The 18994-nt window shown below is 34.4% G+C and carries 18 protein-coding genes and 1 riboswitch; of the genes, 15 read left to right on the top strand and 3 right to left on the bottom strand.

The genetic code is table 11. The features are described 5' to 3' along the window. The first annotated feature begins 221 nt into the window (after positions 1 to 221). The 3 genes from GVV10_RS05410 to GVV10_RS05400 are packed head-to-tail and all read left to right on the top strand — an operon-like array spanning position 222 to position 2257. Positions 222 to 1598 carry a PTS sugar transporter subunit IIC gene (locus GVV10_RS05410; RefSeq protein ID WP_159520397.1) on the top strand — a complete coding sequence of 459 codons (1377 nt, stop codon included), beginning with the start codon at positions 222 to 224 and terminating at the stop codon, positions 1596 to 1598. A 12-nt stretch (positions 1599 to 1610) separates the two neighbouring features. Beyond that, on the top strand, positions 1611 to 2033 hold the full coding sequence (locus GVV10_RS05405; protein WP_159520395.1) for an SRPBCC family protein: 423 nt from the start codon (positions 1611 to 1613) through the stop codon (positions 2031 to 2033). A gap of 2 nt (positions 2034 to 2035) precedes the next feature. Beyond that, positions 2036 to 2257 (top strand): hypothetical protein, encoded by a 222-nt coding sequence (locus GVV10_RS05400; RefSeq protein ID WP_159520393.1) that lies wholly within the window; start codon positions 2036 to 2038, stop codon positions 2255 to 2257. A gap of 35 nt (positions 2258 to 2292) precedes the next feature. Here the strand turns inward: GVV10_RS05400 and GVV10_RS05395 are convergent, their stop codons facing one another. Together GVV10_RS05395 and GVV10_RS05390 are read right to left on the bottom strand one after the other, a co-directional pair. Further along, positions 2293 to 3003 (bottom strand): GntR family transcriptional regulator, encoded by a 711-nt coding sequence (locus GVV10_RS05395; protein WP_159520391.1) that lies wholly within the window; start codon positions 3001 to 3003, stop codon positions 2293 to 2295. A gap of 81 nt (positions 3004 to 3084) precedes the next feature. Continuing rightward, a complete protein-coding gene (locus tag GVV10_RS05390) occupies positions 3085 to 3795 on the bottom strand; it encodes a carbohydrate deacetylase (protein WP_159520389.1) in 711 nt (236 codons plus the stop codon). Between the two features lie 534 nt (positions 3796 to 4329). On the opposite strand from GVV10_RS05390, the gene GVV10_RS05385 reads away from it, so the two are divergent. The 8 genes from GVV10_RS05385 (at position 4330) to GVV10_RS05350 (ending at position 12429) form a co-directional block, all read left to right on the top strand. Further along, complete coding sequence (locus tag GVV10_RS05385) at positions 4330 to 5376, top strand: PTS transporter subunit IIC (protein WP_159520387.1); 1047 nt, start codon at positions 4330 to 4332, stop codon at positions 5374 to 5376. A 15-nt stretch (positions 5377 to 5391) separates the two neighbouring features. Beyond that, positions 5392 to 6390 carry a D-2-hydroxyacid dehydrogenase gene (locus tag GVV10_RS05380; protein ID WP_159520385.1) on the top strand — a complete coding sequence of 333 codons (999 nt, stop codon included), beginning with the start codon at positions 5392 to 5394 and terminating at the stop codon, positions 6388 to 6390. Positions 6391 to 6489: 99 nt separating this feature from the next. Then, a complete protein-coding gene (locus tag GVV10_RS05375; protein WP_159520383.1) occupies positions 6490 to 7743 on the top strand; it encodes a M15 family metallopeptidase in 1254 nt (417 codons plus the stop codon). Positions 7744 to 7859: 116 nt separating this feature from the next. Beyond that, a complete protein-coding gene (gene yhfZ, locus GVV10_RS05370; protein ID WP_159520381.1) occupies positions 7860 to 8780 on the top strand; it encodes a GntR family transcriptional regulator YhfZ in 921 nt (306 codons plus the stop codon). A gap of 112 nt (positions 8781 to 8892) precedes the next feature. Continuing rightward, positions 8893 to 9579 (top strand): response regulator transcription factor, encoded by a 687-nt coding sequence (locus GVV10_RS05365; RefSeq protein ID WP_159520379.1) that lies wholly within the window; start codon positions 8893 to 8895, stop codon positions 9577 to 9579. A 3-nt stretch (positions 9580 to 9582) separates the two neighbouring features. Continuing rightward, positions 9583 to 11421 (top strand): sensor histidine kinase, encoded by a 1839-nt coding sequence (locus GVV10_RS05360; protein ID WP_159520377.1) that lies wholly within the window; start codon positions 9583 to 9585, stop codon positions 11419 to 11421. Next, positions 11414 to 11686 (top strand): hypothetical protein, encoded by a 273-nt coding sequence (locus GVV10_RS05355; RefSeq protein WP_159520375.1) that lies wholly within the window; start codon positions 11414 to 11416, stop codon positions 11684 to 11686. Before GVV10_RS05360 ends, GVV10_RS05355 begins: the two co-directional genes overlap by 8 nt. 101 nt (positions 11687 to 11787) lie before the next feature. Beyond that, on the top strand, positions 11788 to 12429 hold the full coding sequence (locus GVV10_RS05350; protein ID WP_159520373.1) for a peptidylprolyl isomerase: 642 nt from the start codon (positions 11788 to 11790) through the stop codon (positions 12427 to 12429). A 43-nt stretch (positions 12430 to 12472) separates the two neighbouring features. Here GVV10_RS05350 and GVV10_RS05345 read toward each other — a convergent pair whose 3' ends face one another. Further along, positions 12473 to 13291 (bottom strand): MerR family transcriptional regulator, encoded by an 819-nt coding sequence (locus GVV10_RS05345; protein WP_159520371.1) that lies wholly within the window; start codon positions 13289 to 13291, stop codon positions 12473 to 12475. A 79-nt stretch (positions 13292 to 13370) separates the two neighbouring features. Between GVV10_RS05345 and GVV10_RS05340 the strand changes: the two genes are divergently transcribed. The 4 genes from GVV10_RS05340 (at position 13371) to GVV10_RS05325 (ending at position 18839) form a co-directional block, all read left to right on the top strand. Continuing rightward, positions 13371 to 15116, top strand: a complete 1746-nt coding sequence (locus tag GVV10_RS05340) for an ABC transporter ATP-binding protein (RefSeq protein WP_159520369.1) — start codon at positions 13371 to 13373, stop codon at positions 15114 to 15116. After that, positions 15100 to 16863: an ABC transporter ATP-binding protein gene (locus tag GVV10_RS05335; protein ID WP_159520366.1), complete on the top strand. Its 1764-nt coding sequence runs from the start codon at positions 15100 to 15102 to the stop codon at positions 16861 to 16863. Before GVV10_RS05340 ends, GVV10_RS05335 begins: the two co-directional genes overlap by 17 nt. A gap of 21 nt (positions 16864 to 16884) precedes the next feature. Beyond that, positions 16885 to 16944, top strand: a riboswitch (Fluoride riboswitch). A 20-nt stretch (positions 16945 to 16964) separates the two neighbouring features. After that, positions 16965 to 18137: a cation:proton antiporter gene (locus GVV10_RS05330; protein ID WP_159520364.1), complete on the top strand. Its 1173-nt coding sequence runs from the start codon at positions 16965 to 16967 to the stop codon at positions 18135 to 18137. A gap of 27 nt (positions 18138 to 18164) precedes the next feature. Further along, on the top strand, positions 18165 to 18839 hold the full coding sequence (locus tag GVV10_RS05325; protein WP_159520362.1) for a TIGR00266 family protein: 675 nt from the start codon (positions 18165 to 18167) through the stop codon (positions 18837 to 18839). The last annotated feature ends 155 nt before the right edge of the window (positions 18840 to 18994 follow it).

Here is an 18994-nt window from a genome sequence, read left to right as displayed (position 1 = left end):
GTCTTTTTTCTTATGAAATACAGAAGAAGTCTAAAAGATTATAATGTTATCGAATGTAAAATAACCGCTCTAACAGTGATGAATTCAACATAAACACTCCTAAAATGTGTGTAATCTAGAAAAGTAAGCCTTTACATTATAATGTTTGCGGGTTACAATACAATTATAATTGGTACCAACGAATAAATGTGAGGCCAATTGAAAGGGAGAGGAGAAGTTTTATGAATAAATTAATTCAGTTTTTTGAGGACCACTTGGTTCCGGTTGCTGCTAAGATCGGTAACCAACGTCACTTGATTGCTATTCGGGATGCGTTTGCTGCATTGATGCCACTTGTTATGGCAGGTGCGATTGCATTACTTCTTAATAATGTTGTCTTTAGTCCAGGAGGATTACTTGCAACCTTATTGAAAGCAGAAGAATCAGGAATTTATACATTCTTTGGTGAATATATCTCACCAATTTTAGGTACAGTCGATAGTGGTACATTGTCAATTCTTGGATTAGCTTTGGCTTTTGCCATTGCATATTTACGAGCCCAAGCAGAAGATCAAGATGCATTAATTACAGGGATTATATCTGTTGGAGCATATATTACACTGGGTGCTTTATCAAGAGAGAATTTAATTGTTGCACCTTGGGTAGGACACTACCTTGGTAGTCAAGGAGTTTTCGTTGCTTTAATTGTTGGATTAGTGGTGCCCGCTATTTACTTTGGTATCGTTAATAAAAACTGGACAATTAAAATGCCAGACACAGTGCCTCCAGCAGTAACCCGTGGATTTATGGGAATTATTCCTGGAACCATTGTACTATTGTTAGCGGCAACGATTAAATTTGCACTTACTAAAATTCCTTTTGTTGGAATGGAAGCAATGTTTGGAGAAGCTCCAACGACAATCTTCATGTTATTTGAAGTTTATATTGCCATGCCATTTGCTAATATTTCACAAGGACCGTTGTTAGTCTTCATTATCTCATTGTTAGTGCCAATGCTTTGGTCATTTGGATTACACGGTGCTAACCTATTAGCAGCTGTAACCAGTCCAATTTATGGAAACCTACAAAATCATAACCTTCAAGCATTTAAAGAAGGAATAACAGAAGTAGGTGCAAGACCTCTTGAAACCAATACACTAGCTTTCTGGGTCAGTGGATCATGGGATGCGTATGTTTATCATGGTGGTTCAGGAGCAACACTACCTCTAATCATTGCTATTTTAGTTTTCTCAAAAGTTAGAGATCAAAGAGAAGTTGCACGTTTAAGTTTAGCACCAGGTATCTTTATGATTAATGAGCCAGTTTTATTTGGTATTCCAATTGTATTGAATCCTATTTATATTATTCCGTTTGTCCTTAACCAGCCAATCTTGGCTATGATTGCTTTCTATGCAAGTAAATCAGGATTTGCAGGACCAATTGTTAACTCTGTCCCTTGGACAACACCACCGGTCCTAAATGCATTGCTCGCCACAAACTTTAATCCAGGAGCAGGACTGATAGCATTCCTAAACCTCGTGATTGCGTTCTTAATTTACTTACCATTTGTCATTGTAGCAAACCGTGCAGATGCGAAGTTAAATCCAAGCGATGTTTAATTTGGAATAAGAATGATTAAAGATACAATTTATATTAATCGACCAGTTGAAGAAGTATGGACATTTATTGTTGAACAATTTGCGTTGGCTTTTGATTGTAATATTGATGATCTAGAGCATCAACAAGTCATTGCAGATACGATTAATTTTACAGGTAAAACAACAACAGTACACCAAGAAATTACAGAATTAAAATCGATGGAAAAACTTGTTATGAAATCAGAAAATTCGAAAGATATCATTACCAGTTCTTACCATGTTGAGAGGGATGATGAAGGTACTTTCTTATCTGTTAGTGAAGAAGGCGTGGGGAAAGATAGTAAACTTAGAAGTTTAAATTTCTCAGTCTTTACCCTACCAATCTTACGACGAGGGTCGAAGAAAAAAATTCGTCGTAAACTAGAAACTATGAAACAAATGTTAGAAAGTGAGTAATTATGATAGTTATAGCATCACCTTTGAAACGAGATTTTATGATTGATCTGGTTGATGGGTATAAAATTGATGATTTTGAATTCAAATATGTTAAATCTGAGGGGATGAACTTATATTTTGAATGCACAAATCCAGACATTGAAAAAGCAATTCGTCATGTCAAAGATCGCGTAAAAGGGTCTGAGTTAGGAAGAACTTTATATTTTACAGTAACACAAAAATAATAAAAGGAGTTGATTTTTAAAATCAACTCCTTTTATTAATACATTAAATTGGCAAGATGTGAAAATTTTGTATGCTTATAATGATGGACGTCAATGGAATAATCAAAGATTTCACCACTTTTAAACATTGATTTATTTGTTGAAACAAGGCATGGATCTCCAACTTTAAGTCCTAAGAGCTTAGCATTTTTCTCATCCAGTGGTGCCGCTTCAATAATTCGATCAACATAACCAACTTGTTGTTTTAATGCTTTCTGAATATAATCATAGATTGATTCACTTAGAATTTCTTTGTTAAGATAAGGAACATGCTTTTTATTAAAATAAGAATACTCAACAACCCATTTTTCCCCATCAACAATTCGTAAACGATTGACATAGTACAATGCTTGACCAAGTTCACAATTTAATTTGGAAGCGATGTCTTGATCTGCTTGAATTTCACTGAATTCAAGGATAATGGTCTCAATATGTTTATGTTGATTGTCAGCGGTAAGACCGTGGAAGTTTTCAAGACTTACTGCATCACTTGTGGTGTTGTTTCGAACAAAGAGACCACTGCCTTGTACTGGCATGATAAACCCTTTTCTTGCGAGTAAATCAACTGCCTTTCTGATTGTGTTGCGACTGACTTCAAACTCTTTCATTAATGATTCTTCGGTTGGTAATTTACTACCAGAAGCGTAAGTGTTATTAAGGATTTTTGATTCAATATCTCTAGCAATAACTGTATATTTGTGACTCATAATGGCCTCCATTTGGATGTTTTGATATGCAAATGATAGCATGAAAAAGGCTTAAACTCAATGTTTAAGCCAATCATTCACTTATAAGTCAGAATAACGAATCAACTCAATATCATATGCTTTGATAAGTTCTTTTAATTGTGGATCCAAGAAGATTTCTAGTTCTTTATATCGTCCATCCGTATAACTTGAAATGTTTCTTAAATGGTCATCAACATAGGCAGGGTGTGCCATGACATCCACGACCTCATGTTTATTTTCTTTAAATAAATTTTCAAAATATTCAAGTGTTACGCCGTCTTTATAAAAATTTCCATCACAAATAACCTCATTGGGCAAGTGAGTAACAGTTGAACGCATCGGTAAATTGTATTTCTTTGCTAATTTTTCTGCAACAGGTCTTAAATAAGGGTGAAGGTGAACATGGTGATGTGAATCAAGATGATCAACCTCAATTTCTGATACAATGGAAGCAATTTGAGCATCCCATTCAGCGTATAATTCATCAAGATCAATTGCTTCATCAAGTGTGTTTGGACGATACTTAAAATCTCCGTTTTCTTTGATGAGTGTTTTGTGTGTTGTTAATAAAGGACGACGGGTCGTTAAGACCATGTGAACCCCAATTCCTAGACCAGGGTTTTCTTTTGCAAGTTCAATCGCCTCTTGTGTATAGTCTGTATTTGCCATTAATGATGTTGATGGGAGCGTACCTGCTTTATAACTTTCTATAATAGCCTTGTTTGCTCCTTCACTTAAACCAAAATCATCAGCATTAATAATTACTTTCATCAATATCCCTCCTAAAAAGATATGTGTTTCTTCAAACATTATAACATTTAAAATAATGAAATGTACACGTTTTCAATGAATAATGGATTGAAAATAAATGAGAGTCAGATTGTTTTTTTTAAACCCCTATAATCAAGAATTAGCAAGATAACTTTGTGAGAAAGTGCACAAAGTTAACAACTGAGAAAATGATGAGGTTTTCTTTTTTTTACTGTAAGTGTAAGAAAAAATCGAATATTTAGGTCATTAATCAACTATAAATTTCAATGATTCTGCAATAATATATTTTATAAAACACTCTTTAAAGGCTTATTGAAGGGTCATACACAAGATTTATCACCATAAAAAATATCAACTTATGATGTGGGTTTTTGTAGTGTAAGTTTTGTGTTTGTGAATGGTTTAACTAATTTAACAAACTCGAAGCATAAATCTATCACATGATTAATGAATAAAATTGACCGTCTGTTTTTGTCATGGTAAGTTTTTTGTAGAACACGTTCCGTTATGTGTTTAGAAAATGGAGGAGAGTTTATGAAAGACTTAACAGTCAAAGATTTTATGAACAAAATTTTAAATGGTGCAGCAATGGGGATTGTTGTTGGATTAATTCCTAACGCCATTCTGGGGGAAGTATTTAAAGCATTATCTGGATATGGAGAAATTTTCCAGATGTTGTCACAAATTGTAAGTGCATTCTCATTTACAGTGCCAGTGCTTGTTGGGATGTTTGTTGCAATTCAGTTTAAAAAGACAGGTGTTGAAATGGCATCGATTATTGGAGCAGCGTTTGTTGGTAGTGGAGCTGCGCAATTTGTTGATGGAGCATGGTTATTAAAGGGAACTGGTGATTTAATTAATATTATGTTGACCGTTTCTTTCGCTGTATTAATTATTGAGTTATACAATAATCGTGTTAAAAACTTAGCAATTGTTATTATTCCACTATTGGGAGTCTTTGCAGGATTTCTTGGATTATTGACTTTACCATTCGTAGGTCAATTAACAGCGTTATTGGGAGCAATGATTGAAAACTTCACAACATTACAACCATTTATGATGATGGTTCTTATGGGGATAGCTTTTGCGTTGATTATTGTTACACCTTTATCAACCGTTGCAATTGCCTATGCAATTTCATTGGCAGGCCTTGGTTCAGGTGCAGCTAACGTTGGGATTACAGCAACATTGTTCACGCTTGCATATGGATCATCAAAAGTTAATAGCAAAGGAACAACGTTTGCATTATTCTTTGCAGGTCCTAAAATGTTGATGCCTAATTATCTAGGTAATCCAATCATGACCTTACCAATCGTTATTAATGCGACCGTCACATCAATCGTTGCTTTTATCTTTAAGATTCAAGGAACAACTGCTTCAGCAGGGTTTGGTTTGACAGGGTTAGCTGGACCGATTAACGCATACAGTTTTATGAGTGGAAGTTCAATTGTAAATATTGGAATTCTGATTGTCCAATACTTGGTCGTTCCATTAGGAATTGCCATCATCACCCATACAATTTTTACGAAAATGGGATTATATAAAGACGAAATGTACAAGTTTGCAGCAGAAGGTAAATAAGAAAAGGAGATTAGAATGTATAAATTTATAGTATTTAATGTTAGAGAAGAAGAAGTTGATTTAACACTTAATTGGGCTAAAGCTAATAATGTCGAGATTACATTTGTTGATGATCAATTAACCATGGATAATATTCACATGGTTAAAGGATTCGATGGTTTATCAACAAGTCAAAATTCACCGGTTCCTAAGGAAGCTTATACACTTCTAAAAGAATATGGAATCAAACAAATTGCTCAACGAAGTGCAGGTTTTGATTATTATGATCTTGAGGCAGCGAGTGCAAGTGACATTATTATCAGTAATGTTCCAAGTTATTCACCAGAATCAATTGCAGAATTTTCAGTGACCTCTGCCCTTAATATGATTCGTAAATTACGTCTTATTGACCAAAAAACTCAAGCACACGATTTCCGTTGGCAGCCATCAATTCGAGCAGGATTATTGAATGAAATGACAGTTGGTATTATTGGAACAGGTCATATTGGACGCGTTACTGCACAATTATTTGCAGGATTTGGCGCAAAAGTGGTTGCGTATGATTTATATGAAAATGATGATGCAAAAGCATATCTAGAGTATAAAGAGTCAGTAGAAGCTGTTGTGGAAGTCGCGGATGTAGTGTCTTTGCATGTCCCAGCAACCAAAGATAATCATCATCAATTTGATTATGAAATGTTTAAACAATTCAAACCAAGTGCATATCTTGTCAATGCTGCACGCGGATCTGTAGTTGATACAAAAGGTTTAATCAAAGCCTTGGATGAAGGGTTAATTGCAGGAGCAGCACTTGATACCTATGAACATGAATCAACCTTTATTCCTAAAGATTTCAGTGAAACAACAATTGAGGATGAATTATTCTTAGAGGTTCTAAACCACGAAAAAATATTATTCACACCACACATTGCTCATTACACTGATGTATCGGTTCGAAACATTATGCAGATTGCATTGAATTCAGTTTTAGAAGTTTTAGAGACAGGCGATACTGTTAATAGAGTTAATAAGTAGGCAGTCAGGGTATCCAAATGGATACCCTTTTTTCTTAGGAAAAGTCAAAAAAGAAGTGTATAATAAAGAAGAGTGAAAAAAAGAAGATAGAGGTATCCTATGAGAAAAAAAAGAGTACTGCTTGGAACATTAACTGTCATAATTATATCCATCATATTAGGGATTGGTTACAAATTAAATAAGGTTAATGAAGTTGATGTTGAGGTTGATCCTTATACAGTTGTTGATCTAGAAACGTATCATCAAGAGTTAGGGTTGGCTTTGACAGATTTAAAGACAGTTACAATTAATGAAAAGACGTTGACAAACGAAGCATTTGTTCACCAACAAAAAGAAGTTGCGAAAGAATATAGTTTGGATTATGTTGAAGGAAAATATATTGCTGTGACTGATGCGACATTGATGTATAAAAATTTATTTATAAAGACAAAAATTAATTTAAAACTATCGGATAAAAATGCATATGATATTCATTTCTATTTTGATAATGAAAGACTTGATGATGACAAGCTTGAAATCGAAAGCCTTGATGAATTAGAAAATTTAAGTGTTAAACCTTGCCAAATACAATTTGGAGAATGTAAAGAGTTGGATGAACTACAAATTGAAGAGAATAATTTAGAGATTAAAGAAGGAAAACAAACAGTCAATTATCAAATTAAAGGTTTAAAAACAAAGGTTGAAAAAAAACTTGAGATTACCTATACACTAAAGCAAGTTGTGAGGGACGAAGAACCTGATGAGGTGACCAACGATACTTCTTCACAAACCAAACCTCAGTATCAAAAGAAACAAGCCCTTTATTTAGGTAAACCTTATGTATATATTAACCGTGAATATGGTTTTGATGCCAATTATGTACCAGCAAATATTGTTTACTTTCCTGATGGTTACTCTGTTGATACAGGCTATCGCGGTGTAAAAGAAATGGTTGATCATTTTGTGTTAATGAATGATGCTTTGAAACAAGAAACTGGTTTATGGATGTTGAATACGTCATCGTATCGAAATTATGAATTTCAAAATAGGTTATACAGTGGCTATGTAAATGATTTGGGTCAAAAAGAAGCGGATAGAATTTCTGCTCGTCCTGGTCATTCGGAGCATCAAACTGGCTTGGTTGTTGATGTAACAACACCTGGTGGAAGCATGTGGACATTTGGGCAAACTAAGCAGTATCAATGGGTTAAAGAAAATGGGCATCGTTTTGGGTTTATTATTCGTTATCCAGAAGGTAAAGAACATATTACAAAATATGCACCTGAAGCTTGGCATTTACGATATGTTGGTAAAGACTATGCTGAAAAAGTATATCGTAGTAATTTAACATTTGACGAAATAATAAATCCTTAAGAGACGCTTTATTGAGTAGGTTTTATCATTTAGTTATTCGGCTTCTATAGTATAGTTCATGTCTTTGACAAACATGCGAAGTAAAATTATAATATAGAAGTACAGGGGGTGTATATATGTTGGAAACTTATCCCAACAAATCGAGTTTTGTGCTAGAAAAACTCGCTCGTTATTTTATACAGGTCAATCATGGTGATCGTATTTTAACGATTTCAGAACTTCTAGAACTGGCACCGGTTTCAAGAGGAACGGTGCAAAACTCGTTGCAGATTTTAAAAGATGTGAATGCGATTGAAGTTGAATCGCGTGGTAAACTTGGTTCTTTTCTCTTGAATAAAGATGTTGATAAATTATTGAAGTTTGCCAGTATTAATCTCATTATGGGCGTCATGCCTCTTCCCTATTCACCTGTTTATGAAGGTTTAGCTTCGGGTGTTTTAGCGAGTAAAAGTGTTGGTTTGCCAGTGCCTGTAAGTATGGCTTACATGAAAGGCTCTGAGAACCGTATAGAGGCAGTACTCAGTGGCAAGTATGACTATGCAATTGTTTCATATGCTTCAGCGCTTAATTGGCTGAAAGAGCATCCCTATTCAATTGATGTTTTATTACGAATGGGAAATGAAACGTTGGTCAAAGAGATTAAACGAATTGAAAAAATAAATAAAAAAACAAAGTCCAAGAAACGTGTCGGGCTTGACCTTCATATTGAGGATCAAGTTTTGCTCTCTAAAAATTTCTATAAAGATGAAGATGTTGATTTTGTGCCAATTGATGGCCAACGACTCTTTCAATTGTTCTCAAATGATATCATTGATGAAATCATTTGGAATTACGATGAAATCAACTTTGCACTTGATTCTCTCATCAGTCATGAACTTGAACCTTTCGAGGAATTAAACGATATGACAGAGGCGGTTGTTATCATCGCTCAAGAACGAGCCGATCTTAGTTTGGTTCTAAAAGAACATTTAAATCTTGAAACGATAAAAGATATTCAAAATCAAGTCATTGAAGGAACAATGATTCCATATTATTAAGTAAACTTAGATATATTCTAAGTTTTTTTATATCTTAATAAAATCTTAAACATTTAGAAACTAGTATCTTAATAATTAAAAACCTATAATAAGAGTGTAAAGGGGCGAGAGAATGAAAATTATACTATGTGATGATGAGCCAGATATTCTAAATGCAATGGCAATCTATTTAAATGCAGAAGGATATGAAATATTAAAAGCAGAAAATGGCCAAGAAGCCATTGATCTGATTAAATCATACCCGGAGGTTGCTCTTATTGTGATGGATATTATGATGCCAGTCATGGATGGCATCACTGCAATGACCAAAATAAGAGACATAAGTATTGTTCCAATAATTTTACTTACGGCCAAAAGTGAAGATACGGATAAAATATTAGGTTTAAATTTAGGGGCGGATGACTACATTACAAAACCCTTTAACCCTATAGAATTAATTGCTCGTGTAAAATCACAAATTCGTCGCCATTTAAGATATGTACCCAAACACAATGACAGTACCTTCGAGTTTGGAGATATAAAGATTGATGATCGATCAAAGGCAGTTGTGGTGAATGACCAAGAGGTTAAATTAACACCCACTGAATATGATATTTTAAAATTACTGATGAAAAATCCAAACAAAGTTTTTTCTCCAGCTGATATTTACAACAATATCTGGAATGAAAAATCATATGGTAACGAAAGCACCGTTGCGGTACATATTAGACATTTACGTGAAAAAATAGAAATTAACCCTTCAGACCCGCAATATATTATGGTTGTATGGGGCCAAGGTTATAAATTTAAAGGTGAATAAAAAATGAAAAAAAATATAGCTAAATATACAACATTGTTTTTTGCAACGATCTTTTTGGTTCTTACACTCTTAACAACATTAGGCGCTGGAACGCTTGTTGCAAGTGATGCTTATACAACAAAAAAAGAAGTTTACATTGCATCAATGCAGGAAAGTGTGATTGAAAGACAGTTAGATAAGACTACCAATCGAATCTTTGACAATGAGTCGATAAACGATTTTGAAAGTTCCTTTGAAAAAATGAATGTTAACTTTAAAATAGAGGTTCAAGATGAGAAGAATAAACCTCTTTACTCAAATATTGACAAGAAAGTAGATGAACTGCCATCTTACAAGATTTCGCGATTTGTGCGAGAAAAAAATGGTGAGATTGCGAATGAAGAACTCTTAACTGTATTTTATGAGATTGATGAAACATATCCTGTTAAAGATGGGCTTCGTTTTGCCACAGAATTGATGACGTTTGGATACGATATCAAAGAATTTGTCGTCATGATTTCATTCATATTGGGTATTGTAACGCTCTTGTTTTTCTCACTCTATGTGTACACATCGAAAACAGACTTAACATGGATCGACAAGATCCCTTCAGATATTTATCTAACATTGGTCATTATCTTAGTGACAATCTTATCCTTGATTATGGTTTCAGTGTTAGAAAACTTACAATATAATACTTATGAGATTTATGTGTTTGTTAATTATATCATTGCGGTATCGTTCATTGGCATCGTATCGTTTAAAAGTTTAATTGTTCGAATCTTACACAAAAATTTACTTTCAAACTCAATCATTGGCATGATTTTTAGAAACATATTTGGATCGATTTCAGATTTCACAACATCGATTAAAAATGTCTATCGTGATCAAGATAGTAAAAAAGTCGTCTTATTTATCATTATCTTTATCTTGGCACAGTTTCCACTATTTTTACTAACAGGTTTTCTGTATCCAATTATCTTCATGATTGAAATAGGTTATGGCTTGTATCGGCTGATGATTTTCTTAGAAGAATTGGATCGAGTAAAAAAACTAGGTCATAATATTGCGCACGGGCAATTAGATGATCATGGTGTTCAAATTTATACGGATCCTAAATTAAAAGATCTCGCAGAGAATTTATTAAAAATTCAAGAGGGTGTTAAAGTTGCTGTGGATAATGAACTAAAGAATGAGCGTTTAAAAACTGAATTAATCACCAATGTTTCCCATGACCTTAAGACACCTTTGACAGCAATTATTTCATATTTGGATTTACTTGAGCATGCGGATACGAAGGAAACTGAAGAGTATATGGAAATCCTAACGAAACAATCACAACGAATGAAAAAGCTAATTGATGACTTGCTCGAGATGTCAAAAGTCAGTTCAAAAACGATCCCTGTTAATAAAATTAACGTAGATCTAGGCTTATTACTCAATCAAGTTGTGGGTGAATATCAAGACAAATATGATGAGAAAAATCTTGAATTGATCTTGGGTGTTGGTGAAAACTTACCACAAATTATGACAGATCCAGATTTGATGTGGCGTGTGTTTTCAAATGTTTTCTCAAATGCTTACCGTTATTCAAAAGAGGGAACACGCGTTTATGTTGATCTTGAACACAACGAAAACAGCCTTGAGTTTAGAATTAAAAATACATCATCTGAACAGTTAAATATTAGTAGTGATGAGTTAATGGAACGTTTTGTTCAAGGAGATCGTTCTCGAAACACAGAAGGAAGTGGATTAGGACTTTCAATTGTCGGCAATATCTTAGAAATATTAGACCATCGCTATAAAATTAGCATTGATGGTGACCTGTTTAAATTTGAAATTATCGTTGATATTGATGCGTAATCAATTATATTGGTCCCTTAAAAAAATTACTCTTGTTGCAGCGACAATCTTAGGGTTGTTTACTCACAATGTGCAAGGTATTAAAATAGAACAAAGGATAAGTTATCCGCTAAATAGCCTTGATTTGATTGTTGAAAAACAAAGGATGGATAGCTTATTAGATTATGACAATGATGTTGAATTTCATCTGCGATTTTGGGATTATCATGTCATATTCAATACAGAACAAACAAGTATTTCAATTAAACAGCAAGAAAGACCCTAAGACTTATGTTTTAGGTTTTTCTTGTTTAGAAGAAAGATTGCAAAAAAAGCAAAAATGCCTTATCCTTATGCTTGAAGAGAAAGATTTAAGGAGATTAAGGTATGAGGAAAAAAATGGTGGTGCTAATCCTGTGCTTGTTTGTCTTATCAGCATGCGCAAGTGCACCAAAACAAGAGGAAAATGATGGTCAGGTCGGGAGCGAGTCCGCCAGCAATCCAATTGTAGAAATTACGATGGAAAATGATAAAAAGATTGAGATTGAACTTTATCCAGAAGTTGCGCCCAATACAGTGAATAATTTTATTGCTCTGATTGAGGATGGATTTTATGATGGACTTATGTTTCACCGCGTTATTCCAGGATTCATGATTCAAGGTGGAGATCCAGAAGGAACGGGTATGGGTGGACCAGGATATGCGATTGCTGGAGAATTTAAGGAAAATGGCTTTGAAAATAACCTTAGCCATGAACGTGGTGTTTTATCAATGGCACGATCAAATAATCCTGACTCGGCTGGCTCTCAGTTTTTTATTGTGGTCGAAAACTCAGAATATCTGGATGATGCCTATGCAGGCTTTGGTAAAGTGATTTCAGGTATGGAAACTGTGGATGAAATTGTCGAGGTTCCAAGAACATTTGGAGATAAACCCGTCGATGAACAACCACAAATTATGAAGAAAGTTACGGTAAATTTACAAGGAAAAACTTACCCCGAACCAGAAAAAGTAACATTTCCTCGCTAAAAAGATTGCTTAACAAGCAATCTTTTTTTGTACCGTGATTTTTTTAAGGATAATCTAAGACTTTAATGCTTAAGCGAATGACAAAATCTTCATCTTTAATGACGGTGCTTTCATTAATTAATAAATCTTCATAGAAATATTTATCGAGTGTTAACGTGTTTTCTTTCGCAAATTCGATGATTGCATGATAGGCCTTGTGAAGAGTTGCGAAACTCCCATGATGAAAGTATGTCACATAGTGTCCGGCTTCTTTCACATATGTATTGTTTCGTTTAGTTTTACCAAGGTCATGGATATATAAATAACGATGTCGTGGTAAAGTGTCATCACTTATTGCATCTTTTGAAACAATACTTCCAACGTAATTAGCAAACACAATATTTTGATCTTTAATAAATTGCACATATTCATCAATGATGGTTGGATGAGTGTCAGGATTAGAGGGTAAACTGAGAATTAAGGTTTGTTGATTGTAATGATTGATCTCACATTGGTTCAACTTCGCTTCTTTAGCAATTTTCATGTTTTTCAAAGTATGCCGAATAAATCGTTTTGATTTTTCGAGTTCTTTGATTTTTTGATCAATTGAACTTAATCGTTTTAACATGATTTGTTCAAATTCTTCGGATGATCGATTATCTAAGTATTCTTTTATTTCTTTCAAGGACATCCCCATGTCTTTCATAAATATAATGACCATGAAGGCATAGAACTGATGATAGGAATAGTATCGATAGCCATTGCTCTCAATGAACTCTGGTTTAAATAAACCAATCTCATCGTAATAAAAAAGAACATGTTTCTCAACGTTTGCTAATTTAGCAAATTGGCCCGTGGTTAATTTATCGAGTGTATCTTGCATTGAATCCTCCTGCTTGACTGTAAGGTTACCTTATACCTTATTATAGTTCAGTTGAGCAATAAAGTCGAGGAGGTATCGTATGAAATTAATATTAAAATATATGAAGAAGTATAAAGTATTGCTATTTCTTAATGTCATAGCAGTTTTAATCTTTGTTGTGACGGAGTTGGGGATTCCGACGATTATGGGAAGAATGATTGATGAGGGAATCACGACTGGGAACTATGATTTCTTAAAACAACAAGGGATGATCTTATTAGGGATTGCGGTAATTGGAGGTTTAGGTAATTTATTATTAAACTTTACATCAAGTCGTATTGCGACATGGATGACAAAAGATATTCGAAATGATTTATTTAAAAAATCTCAAGAATTATCTCACTCTGAATACAATGAGTTTGGTGTATCGTCTCTTATAACTCGTGTATCTGGTGATGTTTACCAATTACAATTGTTTGTTCAAATGTTGCTTCGTTTAGGGTTGTTAGGTCCGATTATGATTGGATCGTCATTTTGGATGATTTTTCACACCAATCAAACCCTAGCATTGGTCGTTTTAGGGAGCATTCCATTTGTTTTATTGGTTGTTTTTATTACTGGAAAATTATCATCACCAATTAGTCGTAAACAACAACAATTAATGGATACACTAAACCGTATTACACGAGAAAATATTACGGGAGTGCGTGTTATTCGTGCATTTAGAAAAGATAAACATGAGACAGAACGTTTTGAGGATGTGAATGATGATTATGCAGAAACATCGAAACGTTTGTTTGTTTTAATGAGCCGTGCTGAGCCGCTCTTTTTCAGCATTTTGAATATTGCTGTTCTATTTATCATATTTTTTGCAGCGCAAATGATTGATATGGGGACAATGGAAGTTGGAAATCTAGTTGCTTTCTTGGAGTATCAATTCCACGCACTGTTTTCATTACTACTCTTTTCAGTTGTCTTTGTGATGTATCCAAGAGCGTCTGTCAGTGCACGTCGAATTCAAGAAGTCTTAAACAAAGAGCCATTAATTATGAATCCAGAAAATGGAGTGTTGGATGGAACGAAGGAAACAGAAATTGAGTTTGATCATGTTACCTTTGCGTATCCAGATGGGGAAGCCAATGTCCTTACTGACATAAACTTTACAGTTAGCAAAGGTCAAACAGTGGCTTTTATCGGTTCAACTGGGAGTGGTAAATCAAGTCTCATTAATTTAATTGTTCGTTTCTATGATGTAAGTGAGGGAAGTGTCAAGGTTAACGGGGTTGATGTGCGAGATTACGATCTTTACGCACTGCGTAATAAAGTTGGCTTTATACCTCAAAAAGCATTGTTGTTTAGCGGCAGTATTTCAGAAAATATTCGCTATGGAAAACAATTTGCAGAAGACTTTGAAGTCATTGAAAGTGCAGAATTAGCAGCGGCAAAAGATTTTATAGAACAAAAACCGTCGCAATATGACGAGTGGCTAAGTGAAGGTGGAACAAACGTTAGTGGGGGTCAAAAACAACGTTTAAGTATTGCTCGTGCGCTTGTCAGAAAACCTGAAATCTATATTTTTGATGACAGTTTTTCAGCGCTTGATTATAAAACCGATGCAATGATTCGTAAAAATTTAAAAGAAGAAACAAAAGATTCGATCATGTTAGTTGTTGCTCAACGCATTAGCTCAATTGTTGATGCTGATCAAATCTTAGTTTTAAATGAAGGAAAAATTGTTGGTCATGGTAAACATTTAGACCTAATGAAAACTTGCGAAATTTACCAAGAAATTGCGAAATCGCAGATGAGTGAAAAGGAGATGGAAAAATATGAAAAGCTTGCGTAGAATGTTTGAATTTGTAAAACCATACAAATCGAAATTGTTTGTTGCTATTGCAGCAATTTTCATTGCGGCTGTATTAACTGCTGCAGCTCCGTTTGTTGAAGGGATGGCAACCACACAGCTCGCCAATGATGTTGTAAATATTCGTAATGGTGTTGCTGGTGCGCATATTCAATATGATATTTTAAAGAAAATAATTATTATCCTCTTAACCATGTACTTAGTGAATGCCGCTTCAAGAATGTTAATGCAGTACTTAATTGCTGAATCGATTCAATCGGCAGTCTTTGATTTAAGAATGGCAGTTAAAAAGAAAATGGCAAAAGTGCCAATTCGCTACTTTGATCAGCATTCTACTGGAGATTTGATGAGTCGTATGACGACTGATATTGAGGTCCTATCGATGGCACTCCAACAATCGTTTGCTCAAATTGTCATGGCAATTTTAAGTCTGATCATGGCGGTTATTATGATGTTTGCCATTAATTGGCAAATGGGGCTGATCGCAAGTATGATTATTCCTTTGACCTATTTGTCAGGTAAATACATTGTATCAAAATCACAATCAATGTTTACAGTTCAACAAGAATCTTTAGGGAATATGAATGCCATTGTCCAAGAAAAATTCACAGGGTTTAACGAAATTAAATTATATAATTATCAAGAAAATGCTATTGAAGAATTTGCTGAAGCCAATGCTAAATTATGCGAGAATGGTTTTAAAGCGAATTTTGTTTCAGGTTTGATGAGTATTTCAGTATCAATGATGACATATTTAGTTATTGCAATCACTGTCTTTATTGGAGCATTAAAAGTTAGTCAAGGAATCTTAGTTGTTGGGGCCTTACAAGCGTTTGTTCGTTATATATGGCAAGTTAATCAACCCTTAACTCAAATTACTCAATTAGCGCCAACAATTCAGTCATCCATTGCAGCCATGGATCGTGTCTTTGAATACCTTGATGAAGAAAATGAAGTACCTGAGCAACGTAAGCCAGCAATGATCACAGATTATCAAGGATCAGTTAAATTTGATGATATCTCTTTTTCATACACTGATACACCGATTATTAAAAATGTAAGTGTTGAAATCGAACCTGGAGAAATGGTAGCAATTGTTGGGCCAACGGGTGCAGGAAAAACAACAATTATCAACCTACTCATGCGTTTTTACGATGTTGATTCTGGCTCAATCTTAATTGATGGGACTGATATCCGTGATATGAGACGTGATGACTTGCGTTCACTATTTGGTATGGTCTTACAAGATACATGGCTCTTTAGTGGGAAAATCAAGGATAACATTGCTTATGGAAAACCCAATGCGAGTGAATCTGAAATTATTGAAGCAGCAAAAGAAGCGAATGTTCATCACTTTATTACGACATTGCCAAATGGCTATGATATGGAATTAAATGAAGAATCATCAAATATATCCAATGGTGAGAAACAATTGTTGACGATTGCTCGAGCAATTTTGTCTGATCCACGTATCTTGATTTTAGATGAAGCGACAAGTTCTGTTGATACGCGTTTGGATGCAATGATACAAGAAGCGATGGCTCGCCTCATGGAAGGGAGAACAAGCTTTGTGATTGCTCATCGTCTATCAACCATTAAAAATGCAGATAAAATCCTAGTTATGCGTGATGGAAATATTATTGAAATTGGAAATCATGAAACGTTACTCAAACAAGGTGGTTTCTATGCTGATTTATATAACAGTCAATTTGATGATGAAAAACATTAACAGTATGATATAATACAAATAGAATAAAACGGAGATGGGGTTCTCCATTAACCGCTTAACGCTAATAACTCCTACATCATTTTTGGTGTAGGAGTTTTTTTATGGAGGTAAGAAAGATGAAATTTATCCTTGCAGTTGTCGTTTGTTTATGGGTTCGAAAAGGAATAACAAAAACTAAAATTCCGCCACTTATTTTTTATATGCTGGTTGGTATCCTTTTAGGTCCATTTGGGTTGAATGTGTTTGAAGGGGGTGTGCTAGCTCAATCGAATACACTTAGAAAACTTGCTCTAGCCATTATTCTCTTGCGTGCGGGAACGAGTTTAGAAATAAGTAGTCTTAAAGCAATGCAAGCAGAAAGCATTTTATTAAGTTTTGTTCCAGCTTTATTTGAAGCATTCGCGATCACGTTATCGATGCTCTTACTAACAGAGTTTAGTTTGATCGAAAGCTTAATGTTAGCATTTATTATTTCAGCCGTTTCACCTGCAGTCGTCATTCCTGCAATGATTAAATTAAAAGATAAAAACTTAGGGACAAATAAAAACATTCCAGATATTATTTTAGGTGCAGCATCGCTTGATGATATTTTTGTCATGACTATTTTTACGATCATTTTAAATATATATTCAGGTCAATCATCATCAATCGCTAAAACTTTACTCCATGTACCATTGACGGTAATGGGGGGGATTGTGATTGGTTCGCTGTTGGCATTTTGCTTAAAACACCTTAGACACTTTCTCAAAATACCTAAACTGTTTATTTTATTGTCTGCATTTTTATTATTATGGTTGGAAACAAATCTGCCTATTTCTTCCTATCTTGCCATCATAGCATTTGGCTTAGGGATCAATCATTTTAGAGTTATTGAATCATTAGAACTAAAAAATTACCTGAATACAATTTGGGCAGTGGGTGAAATCGTTTTATTTATGCTTTTAGGGGCAAGCATTAATCTTGAATCCTTACATTTGATTCGTTTTAGTTCATTATTCCTCATCATCTTTGGACTTGTATTTCGAATGATTGGCGTTACACTTTCATTGTTAGGAAGTCATCTCAACCGAAAGGAAAAAGTATTTATTATGATTGCGAATACACCCAAAGCAACTGTTCAGGCAGCCCTAGCAGGTATTCCTTTATCATATGGTGTAGCAAAAGGAGAGCATATCCTAGCATTAGCAAGTTTTTCTATCGTTTTAACCGCACCACTCGCAGCTTACTTTATTGACCATTCCTCACAAAAACTGTTATCGAGTGAATCGATATAATGATATACTATATAAAAGGAGGGTTTTATGAAGTATAAGATAGAAGGAACATATCCAGTGTTGAGATGTTATTTAGAACGTGATGAAACAATTATTACCAGTGCAGGTAATATGTCGTGGATGACAAGTGGTATGGATTATAAAGTACAATCTGGTGGTATAAAAAAATCATTTGGCCGTGCATTCACAGGCGAAGGTTTTTTTCAAAATCAGTACACGGCGAAAGACGATAATCAAGAAATTGCTTTTGCTATGACGATGCCAGGCGTCATTGATCCCCATTATTTGGATGGAACGAAAAATTACATTGTTCAAAAGAGTGCTTTTTTGGCATCTGAAGACACCGTGACATTTGATACATTTTTTACAAAAAAAATCAGTACTGGTCTTTTTGGAGGGGAAGGGTTTATACTTCAAAAATTTTCCGGAACAGGGCATCTTTTTCTTGAAGCAGATGGTTCTTTGATTGATTACAATTTAAAGGATGGCGAAGTCCTCTTAGTAGATCAAGGAAACTTGTTTATGTTTGAAGAAAGTGTCAAATTTGATATTCAAACTGTAAAAGGACTTGGGAATAAACTCTTTGGTGGTGAAGGATTCTTCCTTGCTAAGTTAACTGGACCTGGGCTTGTTAAACTACAAACCTTGCCAATTTCTAATCTAGCTGGCGAAGTCAATCGCGTGCTTCCAACGTCAAATTAACAAGGATATATTCCTTGTTTTTTTTATTTGATTAATTGTCAAATTAAGCGCAACACTTCGTTCTCAAATAATATTTCTTGAGGTGTATAGAAATTTATACACTTACGTGGTCTTGTATTAAGCCTTCCTATTTTTTCTTCTAGGTCATTTGGTGT

Origin of the sequence: Erysipelothrix urinaevulpis (assembly GCF_009828835.1) — a bacterium.
GTDB classification, from domain to species: Bacteria; Bacillota_I; Bacilli_A; order Erysipelotrichales; family Erysipelotrichaceae; genus Erysipelothrix; species Erysipelothrix urinaevulpis.
Note: the sequence above shows the minus strand (reverse complement) of the source record. Positions and strands in the feature narration are given on the sequence as shown.

Bases quoted from the DNA above. Each gene is read 5' to 3' on its own strand.
- GVV10_RS05395 (WP_159520391.1), bottom strand. From the start codon at position 3,003: ATGAGTCACAAATATACAGTTATTGCTAGAGATATTGAATCAAAAATC.
- GVV10_RS05360 (WP_159520377.1), top strand. From the start codon at position 9,583: ATGAAAAAAAATATAGCTAAATATACAACATTGTTTTTTGCAACGATC.
- GVV10_RS05380 (WP_159520385.1), top strand. From the start codon at position 5,392: ATGTATAAATTTATAGTATTTAATGTTAGAGAAGAAGAAGTTGATTTA.
- yhfZ (WP_159520381.1), top strand. From the start codon at position 7,860: ATGTTGGAAACTTATCCCAACAAATCGAGTTTTGTGCTAGAAAAACTC.
- GVV10_RS05410 (WP_159520397.1), top strand. From the start codon at position 222: ATGAATAAATTAATTCAGTTTTTTGAGGACCACTTGGTTCCGGTTGCT.
- GVV10_RS05350 (WP_159520373.1), top strand. From the start codon at position 11,788: ATGAGGAAAAAAATGGTGGTGCTAATCCTGTGCTTGTTTGTCTTATCA.
- GVV10_RS05405 (WP_159520395.1), top strand. From the start codon at position 1,611: ATGATTAAAGATACAATTTATATTAATCGACCAGTTGAAGAAGTATGG.
- GVV10_RS05400 (WP_159520393.1), top strand. From the start codon at position 2,036: ATGATAGTTATAGCATCACCTTTGAAACGAGATTTTATGATTGATCTG.
- GVV10_RS05355 (WP_159520375.1), top strand. From the start codon at position 11,414: ATGCGTAATCAATTATATTGGTCCCTTAAAAAAATTACTCTTGTTGCA.
- GVV10_RS05330 (WP_159520364.1), top strand. From the start codon at position 16,965: ATGGAGGTAAGAAAGATGAAATTTATCCTTGCAGTTGTCGTTTGTTTA.
- GVV10_RS05375 (WP_159520383.1), top strand. From the start codon at position 6,490: ATGAGAAAAAAAAGAGTACTGCTTGGAACATTAACTGTCATAATTATA.
- GVV10_RS05340 (WP_159520369.1), top strand. From the start codon at position 13,371: ATGAAATTAATATTAAAATATATGAAGAAGTATAAAGTATTGCTATTT.
- GVV10_RS05365 (WP_159520379.1), top strand. From the start codon at position 8,893: ATGAAAATTATACTATGTGATGATGAGCCAGATATTCTAAATGCAATG.
- GVV10_RS05325 (WP_159520362.1), top strand. From the start codon at position 18,165: ATGAAGTATAAGATAGAAGGAACATATCCAGTGTTGAGATGTTATTTA.
- GVV10_RS05345 (WP_159520371.1), bottom strand. From the start codon at position 13,291: ATGCAAGATACACTCGATAAATTAACCACGGGCCAATTTGCTAAATTA.
- GVV10_RS05390 (WP_159520389.1), bottom strand. From the start codon at position 3,795: ATGAAAGTAATTATTAATGCTGATGATTTTGGTTTAAGTGAAGGAGCA.
- GVV10_RS05385 (WP_159520387.1), top strand. From the start codon at position 4,330: ATGAAAGACTTAACAGTCAAAGATTTTATGAACAAAATTTTAAATGGT.
- GVV10_RS05335 (WP_159520366.1), top strand. From the start codon at position 15,100: ATGAAAAGCTTGCGTAGAATGTTTGAATTTGTAAAACCATACAAATCG.